Annotated in this window: 14 protein-coding genes and 1 tRNA gene; 8 read left to right on the top strand and 7 right to left on the bottom strand. The window is 62.8% G+C overall.

Features of this window, described 5'->3' with window-relative positions:
* The first annotated feature begins 85 nt into the window (after positions 1–85).
* Complete coding sequence (locus NKJ01_RS00920) at positions 86–1,024, top strand: Csu type fimbrial protein (protein WP_050589535.1); 939 nt, start codon at positions 86–88, stop codon at positions 1,022–1,024.
* Between the two features lie 19 nt (positions 1,025–1,043).
* Here NKJ01_RS00920 and NKJ01_RS00915 read toward each other — a convergent pair whose 3' ends face one another.
* The 4 genes from NKJ01_RS00915 to NKJ01_RS00900 form a co-directional block, all read right to left on the bottom strand.
* Entirely contained in the window at positions 1,044–3,407 is a 2,364-nt protein-coding gene (locus tag NKJ01_RS00915) for a fimbria/pilus outer membrane usher protein (protein ID WP_352725279.1), read from the bottom strand.
* Positions 3,408–3,427: 20 nt separating this feature from the next.
* A complete protein-coding gene (locus tag NKJ01_RS00910) occupies positions 3,428–4,117 on the bottom strand; it encodes a fimbrial biogenesis chaperone (RefSeq protein WP_352725277.1) in 690 nt (229 codons plus the stop codon).
* 78 nt (positions 4,118–4,195) lie between these two features.
* The gene (locus NKJ01_RS00905; RefSeq protein WP_084025440.1) at positions 4,196–4,684 is read right to left on the bottom strand and encodes a Csu type fimbrial protein; all 489 of its coding nucleotides are present in this window, start codon (positions 4,682–4,684) and stop codon (positions 4,196–4,198) included.
* A gap of 292 nt (positions 4,685–4,976) precedes the next feature.
* Positions 4,977–5,444: an Hsp20 family protein gene (locus NKJ01_RS00900; RefSeq protein WP_023759726.1), complete on the bottom strand. Its 468-nt coding sequence runs from the start codon at positions 5,442–5,444 to the stop codon at positions 4,977–4,979.
* Between the two features lie 471 nt (positions 5,445–5,915).
* Here NKJ01_RS00900 and NKJ01_RS00895 point away from each other — a divergent pair, with 471 nt between their 5' ends.
* Positions 5,916–6,893, top strand: a complete 978-nt coding sequence (locus tag NKJ01_RS00895; protein ID WP_352725275.1) for an alpha/beta fold hydrolase — start codon at positions 5,916–5,918, stop codon at positions 6,891–6,893.
* 57 nt (positions 6,894–6,950) lie between these two features.
* Here the strand turns inward: NKJ01_RS00895 and hisN are convergent, their stop codons facing one another.
* Together hisN and NKJ01_RS00885 are read right to left on the bottom strand one after the other, a co-directional pair.
* A complete protein-coding gene (gene hisN, locus NKJ01_RS00890; protein ID WP_023759724.1) occupies positions 6,951–7,724 on the bottom strand; it encodes a histidinol-phosphatase in 774 nt (257 codons plus the stop codon).
* Positions 7,725–8,077: 353 nt separating this feature from the next.
* Positions 8,078–9,019: an N-formylglutamate amidohydrolase gene (locus tag NKJ01_RS00885; protein WP_023759723.1), complete on the bottom strand. Its 942-nt coding sequence runs from the start codon at positions 9,017–9,019 to the stop codon at positions 8,078–8,080.
* 162 nt (positions 9,020–9,181) lie between these two features.
* Here NKJ01_RS00885 and cpdR point away from each other — a divergent pair, with 162 nt between their 5' ends.
* A complete protein-coding gene (gene cpdR / locus NKJ01_RS00880) occupies positions 9,182–9,544 on the top strand; it encodes a cell cycle two-component system response regulator CpdR (protein WP_006199474.1) in 363 nt (120 codons plus the stop codon).
* Between the two features lie 116 nt (positions 9,545–9,660).
* Positions 9,661–9,735: transfer RNA gene (locus NKJ01_RS00875), tRNA-Val, on the top strand.
* A 126-nt stretch (positions 9,736–9,861) separates the two neighbouring features.
* Here the strand turns inward: NKJ01_RS00875 and NKJ01_RS00870 are convergent.
* Positions 9,862–11,016, bottom strand: a complete 1,155-nt coding sequence (locus NKJ01_RS00870) for a dihydrodipicolinate synthase family protein (protein ID WP_352725272.1) — start codon at positions 11,014–11,016, stop codon at positions 9,862–9,864.
* 243 nt (positions 11,017–11,259) lie between these two features.
* Here NKJ01_RS00870 and NKJ01_RS00865 point away from each other — a divergent pair, with 243 nt between their 5' ends.
* The 4 genes from NKJ01_RS00865 to NKJ01_RS00850 are packed head-to-tail and all read left to right on the top strand — an operon-like array spanning position 11,260 to position 15,698.
* Complete coding sequence (locus tag NKJ01_RS00865; protein ID WP_352725270.1) at positions 11,260–12,318, top strand: LacI family DNA-binding transcriptional regulator; 1,059 nt, start codon at positions 11,260–11,262, stop codon at positions 12,316–12,318.
* Positions 12,315–13,331, top strand: coding sequence for a Gfo/Idh/MocA family protein (locus NKJ01_RS00860; RefSeq protein WP_352725268.1), 1,017 nt, complete (start codon positions 12,315–12,317; stop codon positions 13,329–13,331). The genes NKJ01_RS00865 and NKJ01_RS00860 overlap by 4 nt, the downstream gene beginning before the upstream one ends.
* Positions 13,328–14,929 carry an acyl CoA:acetate/3-ketoacid CoA transferase gene (locus tag NKJ01_RS00855; RefSeq protein WP_352725266.1) on the top strand — a complete coding sequence of 534 codons (1,602 nt, stop codon included), beginning with the start codon at positions 13,328–13,330 and terminating at the stop codon, positions 14,927–14,929. The genes NKJ01_RS00860 and NKJ01_RS00855 overlap by 4 nt, the downstream gene beginning before the upstream one ends.
* Positions 14,922–15,698, top strand: coding sequence for an enoyl-CoA hydratase/isomerase family protein (locus NKJ01_RS00850; RefSeq protein ID WP_352725264.1), 777 nt, complete (start codon positions 14,922–14,924; stop codon positions 15,696–15,698). Before NKJ01_RS00855 ends, NKJ01_RS00850 begins: the two co-directional genes overlap by 8 nt.
* Positions 15,699–15,704: the final 6 nt, after the last annotated feature.

The raw sequence follows: 15,704 nt of genomic DNA, 5'->3' as shown, positions 1-15,704 counted from the left end.
ATAGGCAGACATAATGGTTGGCAAGGGATCGGGTTTCGGGAGACCGCTACGCCGTGCGCTACACTGGACAGTGCGGCTACGGGCAGTGCTGGTCACGATATTTCTCGTCTCCAGCTTGCAAGGGGCTTGGTCCCAGAGCTGCTCCGTCACGGCCGTCAGCGGGTCGTACGGCGCTGTCGATATCCTAAGTGGTGCCGTCGACGACACGACTGCGACCTTCTCGATCAGCTGCTCGGGCGTGATCTTCTCGACCGTGCGCCTGTGCGTCGAACTTTCGCCCGGCCAGACCAACACGGCCGGCAATCGCCGGCTGGCGTCGGGCACCCAACGATTGGTGCATGAGCTCTACAGCGACGCGGCGCGAACGACGATCTGGGGATCCTGGGGCCTGGCCACGACGGCCTATGCCCTCCATCCCATCGGAACGACTTACGATCTCAACATGGGCTTCTCCGGTAGCGCCAATGCCACGCTGACGGTTTATGGCAGGGTGGCCGCGAACCAGACCACCGCCGGACCCGGATCATACATCTGGACCATGACCTCCGCGCCGGCGATTGGCTACGACTACGTGACGGCAACGGCGTGCCCGACAGGCAGCCGACAAGCCGTCTCAAGCGGCTCCACCTGGACCGCGACAATCAACGCGAACTGCAACGTCTCGGCCACCAACGTGAATTTTGGCTCCGTCGGGGTACTGGCGTCGAATGTCGATTCGACAGGTTCGGTCACCGTCCGCTGCACCAATTCGACGCCTTACTCTATCGGACTCAGTGCGGGAACGGGTTCCGGAGCTACAATCGCCGCCAGGAAGATGACGAGCGGCACCAAGCTCGTCAGCTATTCGCTTTACCGCGACAGCGGCATGGCTACGGTTTGGGGGAACACGATCGGCACCGACACCGCCAGCGGCACCGGCACCGGGTTGGACCAGCCCTACACCGTATATGCCGAGGCGCCCGCACAGACGACCCCCGCGCCAGGAACTTACACCGACACGGTCGTCGTCACCGTCACCTACTGACATCCGGCGACCGCCGGCATCAACGGCAGGAAATCTCGACGACCACTTGCGCGTTTGTCTTCGGCGTATAGTTGAACGCAGCACTGCACGTACCGCTGGCGGTTTCGGCCACGACAGTGTTCTTGCGCGCCAGCCCCTCGACATAGGCACGCCCGTCATAGCCGATGACGAAGTCCTGCTTGCCGTTGATCGTGCCGTGCGACCCCGCCATGAGCGGCTGTCCGTCCGGGCCTGACAGGACCAGGACTGCGGCGTCCACATTCGTGCGAATCCGGAAATCGGCCCGTACACCGGCCCGGTCGGCCGGCGCGATGACATCCTGCGTTGTGGATACATCGGCATCGATCGGCAGGTTGGTGGTATCGATGGCGATTCTGTTTTTCTGATAGGAGCGCAGGCCCGGCACCAGCAGCCGGCCCTTGCCATCCGTAACCCCCACCGGTCGATTCTCGTACAACACGCCGACATCGGGCACGCCTGTTTCGACGACGGCGAAACTGTCGTCGATGCGGTCCGTCAGGAAGACGCCGGATCCCATCGTTGCGATTGCCCCATCGAACTGGGCTGTCGCCGTGGTGCCCGAGATTGAACGGCCGACGGCGGCATCGGCACGGCCATGGGAAGAGCGATAGGCAATCGCTGCGGAGCCCTCAGCGGATCCGCCCTGGCTAAGGCTGGTCCGCCAGCCAACGCTGCCCGGTTCCTCGCCGAGCGGCTTGCTCACGTCGGCAATCATGTCGAGCCCGTCCTTGCCGGCCGAGACAGCCGTCGATGCCATTGCATCGCCGCCGATCGGCATCGACAGTCCGGCGAAGAGACCGGCGCTCCTTCGCCCGCCAAGCTCGGCGAAGGCCGTGGCGTTGAGGTAACCGAAAGGCAGCGTGCGCGAATAGGACGCGGTGACGACCCTGGAGCTCTCGCCGTCGGCCGATGTCAGGTCGATGTAGCTTGCGCTGACGCTGCCGCTGTCGAAGGACAGTGGCGTTCCGACGGAAATGCTGTTCACTCTCTTCGGCGGCCTGGATCTGGCCACCGCGTCCGTAGCTTCCGGATCGAACGACGATAGATTGAAGAACACGTGACTGGGCGCTTCGCTATCCTGAAGCCGGTCGGTCACCGAGGCGAGATCGTCATAGGAGCCGAGGGTCATCCGCAAGCTGGCATTGACGCTGAGGGTTCCGATCCTGATCTCGTAGGAAGCATAGGCCTGCAGGCCGTTGCCGGCCCGGCCATGACTGCCGGCCAGCGCGAACGAGGCGACGCCAAGCGAGCCGGTTCGCATCGCCATGCCTATTCCGCCATTGACCAGATCCTTGCCGGCCTCCGCATGGCTCTCCAGCGTCAACCAGTCGTAGATGCCTTTTCTCAGGCTTGCCGACACGACGGGCTGATTGACGGCGTAGGCATCCGACGTCGTCGCATACCCGAGCCTTGGCAGGCCCCCCTCCAGCGAAAAGTCGAAGAGGCCCGGTCTCAGCAAACTGGGTGAGGCGTAGAACGGTACGCTCGTGCGCGTTTCATGGCCGGCGGCATCGCGCAGCACGACAAGTGCCTGCCCGCCGCCCGTGGTGACGGGAATGTCGGTGATCTGGAACGGACCCGTGTCGACTGGGTGTGAATAGGTTTTCAAGTCGTTGACGTAGACGTCGACCGTCGACGGCACCGCCGCGCTGCCGCTCACCGAGGCCAGCGGCTGCGTGATCAGGTCGGCGCGAAGCCCGAAATTGCGGCGCACCTGAAGCCCGCCGACGCGGATCGGCCTGGTCCAGGCGAAACCACCGGAGATGACATCGCCAGCCTGATACGTCACCAGCTTCGCCGGGTCGGAATAAGTATAGGCGGTGTCGAGCCTCAGCGCATCGGTCCGTCCGTTGTCCGTCAGCCGCATGATCGCCGACTGACTGAACGTGCCGACCGGCGAAAATGCCCTGGCGTCCAGGGTTGCGGACACGCCGCTGAAGGAGAAGCCGCTTGCGTCCGGCTCCTGTCGTGACGCCGCGAACAGATTGTAGTTGAGGACGCCGCCAAACCCCGCGTGAACGTCAGGCGATGCCTCGCGATCGGGCGCGGCGTCATAGGATATCGTCCCGCGCAGGCCGTTACCTACGGTCAGGAAAATACGCTGCTGCGCCGCCTCGTAGCGGTAAGTCAGGCCCTGGACACCGTCGAGCATGATGGTTGTGGCGGTGGATCGACCCTTGCCCAGATCCAGCCCCAATGCCTGCAGCTCATCAGGCGTGGCGCCGATATGCTGCCCGTCGGTAGAAATGAATGCCGCGATCTGATTGGTTGGAGCGTCGTTGATGAAGACTTCGAGTTGAAGCTGCTGGACCGCTCCGGCTGCCTGATTGGACTGCGTCAGTGCAGCGATCAGGATCGACATGGCCAGCAAGCAAGCCGGATTCACGGCGCGGCGACAACCGGCGCTATGGCCTCGATCGCGCCATCATTTCCCTGACCAGCGATCGAGATCGATCCCTTCGCGGCGAATTTGCGCCCGCCAGCCGGCGCCGTCCATCGCATGGTCGACTGACCGAGCGCATAGCCGACGAGCCCTCCCCCGAACGAGATCTTGTGTCCGCCCGCGTCGCGCAACGAGAGTGCGGAGACACGCAAGCGTGTACCGCCTTTGTTGTGGGCCGCCACGATCAGCCTGCCGTCCTGCTTCGATACGGTCCAGTCCACGGCCGGCGGCGTTCTTTCCGGCGAACTGAAGAAGACCGGGATCGAGTGGCGAACCAACAATCTAACCGTGCCGGTCTTGGCCCGGCTGGCGTCCGGAAGCTCGTCGACAAGGAGGCGATAGGCCTCCTCAGAGGCAATCGGCCGCTTCGCCACGCGCACGATGCGAACCACATAGTCGGCGCCCGGCTGAAGTGTAGCGCCCGGAGGAGAGGCGACCACATCTTGCGTGGGCAGCAGGCTCTCCTGGCCATCAGCTTGCGACCAGCGAAAAACACGAATCTGCACGTTGCTTGGCGTCTGCCCGTCATTGCGCAGCGTGATCGTCGACGCCGCGCCGGGAGCGACGACATCGACGAGAGCAGGCTGCACTTGAAGCGATTCCGCGTGCGCCTGCGCACCGCCGAACAACAATGCTCCCATCAAAGCCAAAGTCAGCCTTGCCAAATTCATTTGCACCCCCGGGCGTCGACCGTCGATGCGGCAGACCTAGTAAGTGACCGTGACCGTCACCGTATCTGTGTAAAGGGCTGGCGCAGGTGTTGATTGCGCTGGCACGCGTCCATACACGGTAAAGCTTTGTGAAGATCCGGTACCCGTCGAAGAGACCGTATTGCTTCCTATTGTGTTTCCCCAGACGGTCGTTCTGCCGCTGTCGCTGTAAAGAGAATAGGTGACAGTGGCGGCGCCATTGGTCATCTTGCGCGCGGCAACCGTCGCGCCCGATCCAGTGCCGGCGTCCAAACCAATATTATAGGGGGTCGTGTTCGTGCATTGAACCTGAACCGTCGATGTCTGGTCGACATTGGCTGCAATGAGGCCCGATGAGCCGAAGTTCAGCGTCGATGCGCTGCCAATGGTGCAGGATGCGGTGATTGTCATCTGCACGGTCATGTTTAATGTCGTCGTCGTCGCGCGTGCCTCGGCGCCGAGAAGCGCCAGGATCGCCAGGCACGCTGCCGTTTTTCTTCGCCACATTCGTCGAGAGTCCTTTTTCGATGGTTCCGGAGAGAAGGTGAAACGGGCGTTGGAGCCTCCGGGGCCTGTGGACTGGCCGAGCTAAATATGTTGGTTAAAAAGGGATTACTTATTTAGATAACGCTAAAGTAACAATCGCGCTCGTTTCCCGCGAAATCCTTTGGTCGCCCCATCCGGCGAGCGCGATCACCCTCAAGTCAAAGACTACGCAGTTCCGGCCTCTCGTCGAGCGAACTGATACAAAAAAAGGCGACGCCTTTCAGCGCCGCCTTTGCCTTGGGAGGCTGCAGGTTTAATTGGCGGTTTTGGCCTCGATCTGCTTGGCCTTGGCCGGAGCCGAGGTGATCGCGATCTTGCGGGGCTTCAGTTCCTCGGGAATGTTGCGCTTGAGATCGACGAAGAGCAGGCCGTTCTTCAGCGCGGCGCCGACGACTTCGACGTGATCGGCAAGCTGGAAGCGGCGCTCGAAAGCCCTCGAGGCGATACCGCGATAGAGCAGTTCGGACCCTTCGCCGGTGCCTTCGTCCTTGCGCTCACCCTTCACGGTCAACACATTCCGATGGGCTTCGATCGAGATTTCCTCGTCCGAGAAGCCGGCAACCGCCATCGAGATGCGATAGGAATCCTCGCCGGTACGCTCGATGTTATAGGGTGGATAGGTCTGCGCGCCATCCGGCTGCGCAAGCGAATCGAGCATGGTGAAGAGACGGTCGAAGCCGACGGTCGAACGATAAAGCGGGGAAAAATCAACGTGACGCATGGGGTGTTCTCCTGTTGAGCAACATGGTTTGCGTATGGCCGGTGCGAAACCCTTGAGCGGCATTTCGGCTGGACCAGCGACCCCAACATTGGCGGCCGCATCAGACATTTGGGGAGCAATCGAATGCATTTCAAGATTACATCCGGCGGCAAAAAACCGTGTGGCTGATGCCTTGATGAACGGCAGATGAACCGGCGCTTCGGCGCGCGTTCAGACAGCCGGCGCTAAAGTGCATTCCAGGATCAAGGACTGGCGGCGCCGACAGGCACCGCGACGAGGCCGACCGGGTGTCAACGTCCCTTCCTCCCGGATCGACAGGGGCCGGAAGCATGCTTTCAAGCGGCTTCCGGCCTTCCCCGTTACAGCCTCCGTTGCCGTGAATTGCTTTGCTTTTGGCGCATGGGCGTCTATCACCTTAGCAGAGCCGGCCGGCACAGGCAGGCATGCGAGACGCCAAGCACGAAGCGCCGAATGACGGATCTTTTCAACGACAACCGCCTTTTTCACGAAATTGAGGGCAATCCGCGGCCGGAAAACGCCTCTGCCGGCTTCTTCACCACGCGCGACGGCAAGAAGATCCGCTACGGCCTGTTCGGCGCGGTCGCCCGCCCGATCAAGGGCACCGTGGTCCTGCTGTCTGGCCGTAACGAGTGCATCGAGAAATATTTCGAAACCATCCGCGACCTCGCCGATCGCGGCTTTGGCGTCGCCACCCTCGACTGGCGCGGCCAGGGCGGTTCCGACCGGCTGATCCGCGATCGCCAGCGCGGCTATGTCAAGCGCTTCCGCGACTATACCGCGGACCTCGAACAGTTTTTCGAGGAGATCGTGCTGCCCGATTGCCGAGGGCCGTACTACATCCTGGCGCATTCGGCAGGGGCGTTGATCACGCTGCTTGCCGCACGGTCAATGATGAACCGCGTGCGGCGCATGGTGCTGATCGCGCCATTCCTGACGCTGCCCGACCTGCCGGTCTCGATATCGACGGTTCGCCGCGTCTGTTCGTTATTCTGCGCTGTCGGCCTCGGCCGGCTCTATGCCGCCTGGGGCCCGCGGCCGAAGGTGACGGCCCCGTTCGAGACCAACAAGCTGACGAGCGACCCGGTGCGCTATCGGCGCAACACGCGGATCTACGAAGAGTACCCGCAACTGGCACTTGGTGGACCCACGATCCGTTGGCTGCGGGCAGCCGCGAAAGCCTCTGAAGCCGTCAGCGACCCCGACTTCATGGCTCGGATCCAGATTCCACTGCTGATAATCGCAGCCGGCGCCGACCAGGTCGTTTCGACCAAGGCCGTGGAAGCCTACGCCAGGCGTCTGCGGCTCGGTTCGCTGCTGATGATCGACGGTTCCCGTCACGAAATCCTGCAGGAAGCCGACATCTACCGTGAGCAGTTGCTCGCCGCCTTCGATGCCTTCATTCCCGGCAGCGACGACCCGAGTGCCTGAAGCGCCGATCGCTGGTTCAGGACGCGCTGAGGCAATTTCGAGAGTCGCGTGAAGCGGTCAGCCGCGTAAGGCGGCCATGGCCGCGGCATGGAGCTCCGGCGTCGCCGCTGCCAGCACATCGCCACCCTGTTCCGCCGGCCCGCCGTCGAATGTGGTGACGACGCCGCCTGCCTTCTCGATGATCGGGATCAGCGCGACGATGTCGTAAGGCTTCAAGCCCGGATCGGCGACGATGTCGACGCTTCCTGAGGCTATCATGGCAAAGGCGTAGCAATCGGCGCCGTAGCGAGCGAGTTGGATCTGCTTTTCGAACTGGTCGTAGCGATTGCGCGCCTCGCCTTTGAACAGTGCCGGCGTGGTTGTGAACAGCGTCGCCTCGGCCAGCTTCGTCGTCTTGCGGGTTGTCAGTTTTCGCGAGCCACCTGGACCCTCATAGTGAGAACCCGAGGCGTTGGCGTAGAACAGTTCACCGGTGAAGGGTTGAGACATCATGCCGGCAACGGCGTCTCCGTCGACGGTGAACCCGACCAGCGTCCCCCACACCGGCAGCCCGGAAATGAAGGCGCGCGTGCCATCGATCGGGTCGATCACCCAGACATGCCGGCTCGAAATGTTCTCGCTGCCGTGCTCCTCACCGAGAATGCCATGGTCGGGATATTGCGCCGATATCAGCGTCCGGATAGCGCGCTCGGCCTCGCGATCGGCCTCGGTGACCGGGTCGAAACTGCCCATTTCCTTGTTGGCGACAGCGCCTTGGCTGCGAAAGCGCGGCAAGGTCTCCGCCGCCGCCGCCTGCGCGATGCGGCGCATGAAATCGATGCTGATGTCCAACTGATTCTCCCGCATTGCGGCATGCCCGAGCCGTGCTCTGCCGACAATTTTGTCCCAAAACAAGGGTGTTCGATGATTTTTCCGCGACGACATCTGTTGCCCGGATGTCACACAAGCATCTTCGAAACGCAATTTCCACATCACGGTGAATTAAAAAAACCTGAAGGTCGCTTGACATTTGTGCAGCGCACAATACCCTTGTTCTCGGACAGCTTATCTGTCCATGCCCTCCTTGGGCGTTTCCTCCCTAGACTTCGACCGTATCGTGCAAACGATGCGGTCTTTTTTTACGCCGGGATTTCCGAGGCATGTCAGCGGCTTTGCGCCAATGACATGCACCAACAAGGCGAATTTCACTCCGCAGCCAGCGGCAGGTCGACGAAATGATGGTCGGGCATCGACATCAGGTCGGCTGAAAATCGCGTCAAATCGTCGGCCAGAGCGTCGAAGCCGGCGACCTTCTCGAATGTCCGCTCGTTCATGTAGAGCCCGCGATTGACCTCGATCTGCAGCGCATGCAGATGGCGCGCCGGGCGACCGTAGTGCTCGGTGATGAAGCCGCCGGCATACGGTTTGTTGTGAGCGACTGCATAGCCCATCGCCGTGAGCAGGCCGATCGCGGCCTCGGTCAAGGCCGTGGTGGCCGAGATGCCGAAACGATCGCCGATGATGAAGTCGGGCCGCAAGCCGTTGTCGCCGACACGAATGCTCGCCGGCATCGAATGACAATCGATCAGCACGGCAAAGCCGAAACGCGCATGGGTCCTGGTCAAAAGCCGCTTCAGCGTCTCATGATAAGGCTTGTAGACGGCCTCGATCCGGGCGACCGCCTCGGCCAGCGGCAAGCGGCCGGGATAGATGTCGAGCCCCTCGCCGACCAGTTTCGGCACGGTGCCAAGTCCGCCGGCCACTCGCGCCGAGCGGATGTTGCAGAAGGACGGCACCGGCTCGGCGAACATGCGCGGATCGAGTTCCCAAGGCTCGCGGTTGACGTCGAGATAGGCGCGCGGAAAATTCGCCGCCAGCATCGGTGCGCCGAGCGCGACGGCGCCGCCGAACAACTCATCGACGTAGCAGTCCTCCGACCGGCGGATGGCGTTGCGATCCAGTCTTGCCATGGCCAGGAAGCGTTCGGGATAGTAGCGGCCGCTATGCGGTGAGTTGAAGAGGAAGGGGACGCGCTGCTCGGCGCCCGACCGGATTTCGAAGGGCGGAAAGACCGAAAAATCCTCGGCTGCCGTCTTCAATTTGAACGAACCCGAAAACACCAGTGCATCATGATGTGAAAGTGCCACCTTGCTGGCCGCGTGTCCAGCATTTCAGGGGTCGAGCCGCCGGGCAAATATGGATCATCGCCGTCCGCGTTCACTTGATGTTTACCCTCACCTCCTCATATACAGGATGGTTAACGGGCTTGCCCAACGGCAATCTCGGGCGGGTGATTCGGACGGGACATCATGGCACGCATTCTTCTGGCGGAAGACGACGACGATATGCGTCGGTTCCTCGTCAAGGCGCTGGAGCGCGCCGGTTACCAGGTCAGCGATTTCGACAATGGCGCCAGCGCCTATGAGCGGCTGCGCGAGGAGCCGTTCTCGCTGCTGTTGACTGACATCGTCATGCCGGAGATGGACGGCATCGAGCTGGCACGCCGCGCTACCGAGATCGATCCTGATTTGAAAGTCATGTTCATCACCGGTTTCGCCGCCGTTGCGCTGAACCCGGATTCCAAGGCGCCGAAAGACGCCAAGGTGTTGTCGAAGCCATTCCATCTGCGCGATCTCGTCAACGAGGTCGAGAAGATGCTTCAGGCGGCCTGAGCCGCTTTCCAAGCGAGGCGCCGCACCTCTTCGCCACTGCGGCGAGACGACGCCTTCTTTCCTTTTTCCTGCTATTGACGCGCTGGATCAAAAATGGTGTATGCGCGGCTTCGGATGGGCGTGTAGCTCAGCGGGAGAGCACTGCATTGACATTGCAGGGGTCACAGGTTCAATCCCTGTCACGCCCACCATCCAATCCAGACATTGGCGAGCTTGAGCGCAATGCGCCCGTCCCGGCACTGACCAGAGCGGGCATGCGTGAGATGATATCCGGGTTAGAAGCCAGGACATTGGTTCCGCGAGGGGACAGTCCCAGCTCAGACGCCCGCAACGGCGCAGAGGCTCCTCATCCTGGCAACCGCCAGGTCCGGATCGGCCAGCAACCCAGCCTGGTCGGCAAGGCGGAAAATATCGGCATAGTGACGGATGCTGCGCGCCGATTGCATGCCGCCGACCATCGCAAAATGGTCCTGATGGCCGTTCAGCCAGGCCATGAAGACGATGCCGGCCTTGTAATATTCGGTCGGCGCCTCGAAGATTTTTCGCGATAGCGGCACGGTCGGCGCCATCAATGCGTCATAGCCGGCGCGATTCCTCTCCGCCAGTTTCGCCAAGGCGGCATTGGCGACCGGCGCGATGGCGTCGAAAATGCCGAGCAGCGCATGCGAATGTCTTTTCTCGTCACCGGCGATCAGTTCGGGGTAGTTGAAGTCGTCACCGGTGAACATCACGACGCCGTCAGGCAGGCGGGTCCTGAGCGCGATCTCCTTGCCGGCATCGAGCAGCGAGATTTTTATCCCTGCCACCTTGTCGGCGTGGCGTTCGATGATGGCGATGACGGTATCGAGCGCGGCCTCGAAATCGCTGCTGCCCCAGTAGCCCTTGAGCGCCGGATCGAACATGTCGCCCAGCCAGTGCAGGATGACCTTGCCGGAGGCCTGGCCGAGAATGCGGTCGTAAACATGCACATAGTCATCCGGGCCCTTGGCTGTCGCCGCGAGCGCCCGGCTGGCCATCATGATCGCCTTGCCGCCCAGCCCTTCGATAAAACCGAACTGCTCCTCATAAGCGGTGATGACATCGTCGAGCGTCTTGGCAGCGGCCGGCGCCAGATGGTCGGTGCCAGCGCCCGAGGCCAGGTCGGCGCCATCGACGGTACGCGCCTCGGCGATCGAGCGGCGGATCAATTCCTGCGCGTTTGTCCAGTCGAAACCCATGCCACGCTGCGACGTGTCCATCGCCTCGGCGATGCGAAAGCCTAGCCGCCACAGATGGTGCCGGAACGCCATCGTCCTGTCCCAGTCGACCATCGGCCTGGACCACGGATCGGTCATCGCAAGCGGATCGGCAACGACGTGTGCGGCGGCATAGGCGATGCGCGTAAACCGCGCGCCGATCACCGGCTGCACCGGCTGGCCGGCAAGCGCGTAGCGGGCACTGCGGCCATCCTCGCCAGGCAAGGAAATGTCCATCGATCTCTCCCTTTCCCGCGCCTATAAATGGAACGTTCCAATAAATCAAGAACCTTTAGGATTCAGAGTTCATTCACAGGCAAATGCTGCATTGCATCAGACAAAGCCTTATACAATACGGCATTGGAGTACGTACGATCGATCGTTCCCGACCGGGAAAAAATCTGGGGTTGACTCAAGATCCAACCGATGATTAGAACGTTCCAATAAAACGCGATCATAAAGTTGGGAGGATGCATCTGGATGGCCAGCCGGGCCAAGGCGACGATATTCGACATTGCCCGTGAAGCAGGCGTGTCCAAATCGACGGTATCGCTCGTGCTCCAGGGCAGCGGGCTGATCCGGCCTGAGACAGCAAGCAAGGTTCGCAAGGCGATCGAAGATGTCGGTTACGTTTACAACCGCGGCGCCGCCAACCTGCGCAAGGCTCACTCCAACGTCATCGGCATGGTCATCAACGATCTCACCAATCCTTTCTTCGCAGAACTGGCGGTCGGCATGGAACGCGTCTTCCAGTCGGCCGGGATCGTGCCTTTCATCGCCAACACGGCTGAAAATCCGGTGCGCCAGGAAGAAGTGCTGAAATCGCTGATGGAGCAAGGTGTCGCCGGTCTCATCGTGTCGCCGGCCCGCGGCACGACGCCGGGCGCCTTTCGGAGGATCGAAACGGCGGGCCTGCCTGTGGTCTTCGCCATGCGCCGGCTGCCGGAAAGCCGCATCCCAGTGATCGCGCCGGACAATCATCGCGGCGCCTATCTCGCCACCGCTCATCTGATCGGCAAGGGACATCGCCGGCTGGTCTTCTTCGGCGGCTCGTCCGATCTGGTGGTCTATCATGAGCGGCTTGGCGGATTTCGCGAAGCCTGTGAGACGCAGGGCATCGCCGCCGGTGACGCGCTTGTCGTCGAAGGCGAGACCAGCCGCAGAGGTGGTATCGCGTGCCTGGAGACCGCTCTCGCGATGGCTGAACCGCCGACCGCGGCACTCTGCTTTAATGACGCCGTCGCCTTTGGCGCGATGCTGGCGCTGCGCAAGCGTGGGCTTGAGCCGGGCGCTGATTTCGCCATCGTCGGCTTCGACGACGTGGCCGAGGCCGAGCATCATATGCCGGCTCTGACCAGCGTCGCGGTGGACTCGGCGGGCCTGGGCGAACGTGCCGCGCATGTCATGCTGAAAATGATCCAGTCGCGCACCACGCGGGCCGAGGACCATATCGGCGCGGTCAATCTCGTGGTCAGGGAAAGCTGCGGCCCGGATCGCCGCACCCGAAACAGCCTCGCAGGTTCGAGGAGCGCGACATGAGCGTCAAATGGGGCTTGATCGGCGCCAGCACGATCGCCAGACAGTTCATGATCAACGCCATCCGCGCGCAAGGCGACGGCGAGGTCGCGGCAATAATGAGTTCCAGCCCCGAGCGCGCCACCGCCTATGCCGGGGAAAACAACATTCCGCTTGCCGTTTCGACGCTTGATGGCCTGCTCGGCGCCGATATCGACGCCGTCTACATCTCGACCACCAATGAATTGCACCTCGAGCAGGCGATCGCCGCCGTCAGGGCGGGAAAGCACGTGCTGTGTGAAAAGCCGCTGGCGCTGACCAGCAGCGACGCCCGCAAGATGGTTGCCGCCGCCAAGGCCGCCGGCGTCGTGCTCGGCACCAACCATCATCTGCGCAACGCCGGCGCGCACCGCACCATGCGCGAGGCGATCGCCGCCGGCCGCATCGGCAAGCCGATTGCCGCGCGCGTCTTCCATTCCGTCTATCTGCCTGAGAATCTGCAGGGCTGGCGCATCACCAAACCCGAAGCGGGCGGCGGCGTGGTGCTCGACATCACCGTGCATGATGCCGACACGCTGCGCTTCGTGCTCGGCGACGATCCGGTCGAGGTTTCCTGCTTCACGCAGTCGGCCGGCATGGCCGGCAGCGGGCTGGAGGATGGCGCCATGTGCATCTGGCGCTTCAAATCGGGCGTCATTGCGCAGTCGCATGAGGGCTTCGCCACCAAATTCGCCGGCACCGGCTTCGAGGTGCACGGTTCGGAAGGGTCGCTGATCGCCAGCAACGTGATGACTCAGAAGCCGATCGGCTCGGTGCTGCTGCGCACGGCAGCAGGCGAAGAGGAATTGAGCTTCGACCGCGAGGATCTTTATGCGCGCTCCGTGCGCCAGTTCCACACCGCGATCCGTGGCGAGGGCCGGCCTGCCGCAACCGGCGAGGACGGCATCTGGTCGCTGACCGCTGCCGAAGCAGCGCTGCAATCGGCAAGTTCCGGCAAGGCCGTCAAGATCGACCCGAAACTCGGGAGCATGAATTGAGCAAGGTCGTTTCCGCAACTGAAGCCGCCGGCCTTATCAAGGACGGCATGGTCGTGTCGGTGTCCTCGTCGAGCGGCCTCGGCTGCCCTGACGCCGTGCTGGCCGCGATCGGCGAGCGCTTCGATGGAGAAGGCCATCCGGAGAACATCACCACGCTGCATCCGATCGCCGCGGGCGACATGTATGGCGTCAGGGGTATCGACCATCTGGCCAAGCCCGGCCTGCTGAAGCGGACTTTGTGCGGTTCCTATCCGTCCGGCCCCTCCTCTTCCGAACCGCCGCAGATCTGGAAGATGATCGGCGACAATTCGGTCGCCGCCTACAACGTGCCGTCCGGCATCCTGTTCGATATGCACCGCGAGGCTGCCGCCAAGCGGCCGGGCGTGCTGACCAAGGTCGGTCTCGACACCTTCGCCGATCCCCGCCACCAAGGCTGCGCCATGAACGCCGCCGCCAGCGAGCCGATCGTTTCCGTGCAGCAGTTCGACGGCGAGGAATGGCTCTATTTCCGCTCCATCGTGCCGGATGTCTCGATCATCCGCGCCACCACGGCGGACGAGCGCGGCAACCTCACCTACGAGCATGAGGGCGCCTATCTCGGCGGGCTGGAGCAGGCGCTTGCTGCCCGCAACAATGGCGGCATCGTCATCGCGCAGGTCAAGCGCGTCGTCGAGAACGGCACGCTGAAGCCGCATGACGTACGCGTGCCCGGCGTGCTGGTCGACCATATCGTCGTCGCGCCCGACCAGTTGCAGACGACGCTGACGCCTTACGATCCGGCAATCTCGGGCGAGATCTTCCGGCCGCTGTCGAGTTTCCGCAACGCGGAGATGAATATCCAGAAGGTGATCGCGCGCCGCGTCGCCATGGAATTGCGCGACGGCATGGCCGTCAACATCGGCTTCGGCATTTCGGCCAATGTGCCGCGCATCCTTCTCGAGGAAGGCCAGCACGGCAAGGTCACCTGGGTCATCGAACAGGGCGCGGTCGGCGGCGTGCCGCTGCTCGACTTCAAGTTCGGCTGCTCGTCGAATGCCGACGCCTTCATGCCCTCGCCGCACCAGTTCATCTATTTCCAAGCCGGCGGCTTCGATGCGTCACTGCTGTCCTTCCTGCAGATCGACCGTCATGGCTCGGTCAACGTCTCGAAGCTTTCGGCGCGGCCGCATGTGACAGCCGGCGCAGGCGGCTTTGTCGACATCACCGCACGGGCGAAGAAGATTGTCTTCTCCGGCTTTTTCAACGCTGGCGCCAAGCTCTCATTGGCCGATGGCGGCATCCGCATCGACCAGGAGGGCAAGATCAAGAAGGTCGTCGCGGAGGTCGAGCACATCTCGTTTTCGGGCAAGCGGGCGGTCGCGCAGGGGCAGGACATCACCTATGTCACCGAGCGCTGCGTGATGAAGCTGACGCCGGAAGGTCTGGTCGTCACCGAACTCGCCCCGGGCATCGATCTGCAGCGCGATGTGCTGGCGCAGGCAGAGATCCCGCTCGGCGTCGCCAAGGACCTCAAGACGACACCAGAGGCGCTCTACCTGGACCAGCCGATAGGCCTGTCGCTGAATGGCGGCGCCTCGCTCGGAGGCGCGCATGGCTGAACGTCTCGTTACCTTCGAGCAGCATGGCGCCATCGGCACCGTCACGCTGCGCCGGCCGGAAAAATTCAACGCGCTCGACATCCCGATGCTGCGGGCGCTGGAGACGGCGCTCGACGCGGCCGAGTTGGCCGAGGGCGTGCGTGTCGTCCTGCTGCGCGGGGAGGGCAAGGGCTTTTGCGCCGGCGGTGATGTCGAGGCCTGGGCGCAGATGAGCGCGGCCGATTTCCAGGTGCAATGGGTGCGCTACGGCCACCGGGTGTTCGACCGGCTGGCGCGGCTGCGGCAGCCGACCATCGCGGTCCTGTCCGGCCATGCGCTGGGCGGCGGGCTGGAACTGGCTGTGGCCTGTGATTTCCGCGTCGCGGAAACACAGGTGAAATTGGGCTTCCCCGAAACCTCGATCGGCGTGGTGCCCGGCTGGTCCGGCACGCAGCGCGCGGTGCGCCGTTTCGGTGCGCAGACTGTGCGTCGCATGGCGCTGGGCGGCGAGATCTTGCTCGCGCCCGAAGCGCTGGCTCTGGGTGTGGTCGACCGGGTGGTCGAGACCGGCAATGCCCACGGCGAAGCCAGGGCATGGGGCGAAAAGATCGCCGAGCGCGGACCGCTGGCGACGGAGGCCGCCAAGCTGATGATCGCTGTCGCCGAAGGCGAGGAAAGTGCGGCCGCTACCGAAGCGCTGGCCAGCGGCTTCATCGCGATGTCCGGCGATCTCAAGGCCGGTGTCGGCGCTTTCAAGGCCAAGCACAAACCGACCTTTTCGAGATCCTAGAGGAAA

The sequence above is a fragment of the Mesorhizobium sp. M0276 genome (assembly GCF_040321755.1).
Classification (GTDB): Bacteria; Pseudomonadota; Alphaproteobacteria; order Rhizobiales; family Rhizobiaceae; genus Mesorhizobium.
Note: the sequence above shows the minus strand (reverse complement) of the source record. Positions and strands in the feature narration are given on the sequence as shown.

Excerpts from the sequence above, each read along its gene's own strand:
- NKJ01_RS00915 (WP_352725279.1), bottom strand. The coding sequence starts at position 3,407 with ATGTCGATCCTGATCGCTGCACTGACGCAGTCCAATCAGGCAGCCGGA.
- NKJ01_RS00905 (WP_084025440.1), bottom strand. The coding sequence starts at position 4,684 with ATGTGGCGAAGAAAAACGGCAGCGTGCCTGGCGATCCTGGCGCTTCTC.
- NKJ01_RS00900 (WP_023759726.1), bottom strand. The coding sequence starts at position 5,444 with ATGCGTCACGTTGATTTTTCCCCGCTTTATCGTTCGACCGTCGGCTTC.
- NKJ01_RS00895 (WP_352725275.1), top strand. The coding sequence starts at position 5,916 with ATGACGGATCTTTTCAACGACAACCGCCTTTTTCACGAAATTGAGGGC.
- cpdR (WP_006199474.1), top strand. The coding sequence starts at position 9,182 with ATGGCACGCATTCTTCTGGCGGAAGACGACGACGATATGCGTCGGTTC.
- NKJ01_RS00870 (WP_352725272.1), bottom strand. The coding sequence starts at position 11,016 with ATGGACATTTCCTTGCCTGGCGAGGATGGCCGCAGTGCCCGCTACGCG.
- NKJ01_RS00865 (WP_352725270.1), top strand. The coding sequence starts at position 11,260 with ATGGCCAGCCGGGCCAAGGCGACGATATTCGACATTGCCCGTGAAGCA.
- NKJ01_RS00860 (WP_352725268.1), top strand. The coding sequence starts at position 12,315 with ATGAGCGTCAAATGGGGCTTGATCGGCGCCAGCACGATCGCCAGACAG.
- NKJ01_RS00850 (WP_352725264.1), top strand. The coding sequence starts at position 14,922 with ATGGCTGAACGTCTCGTTACCTTCGAGCAGCATGGCGCCATCGGCACC.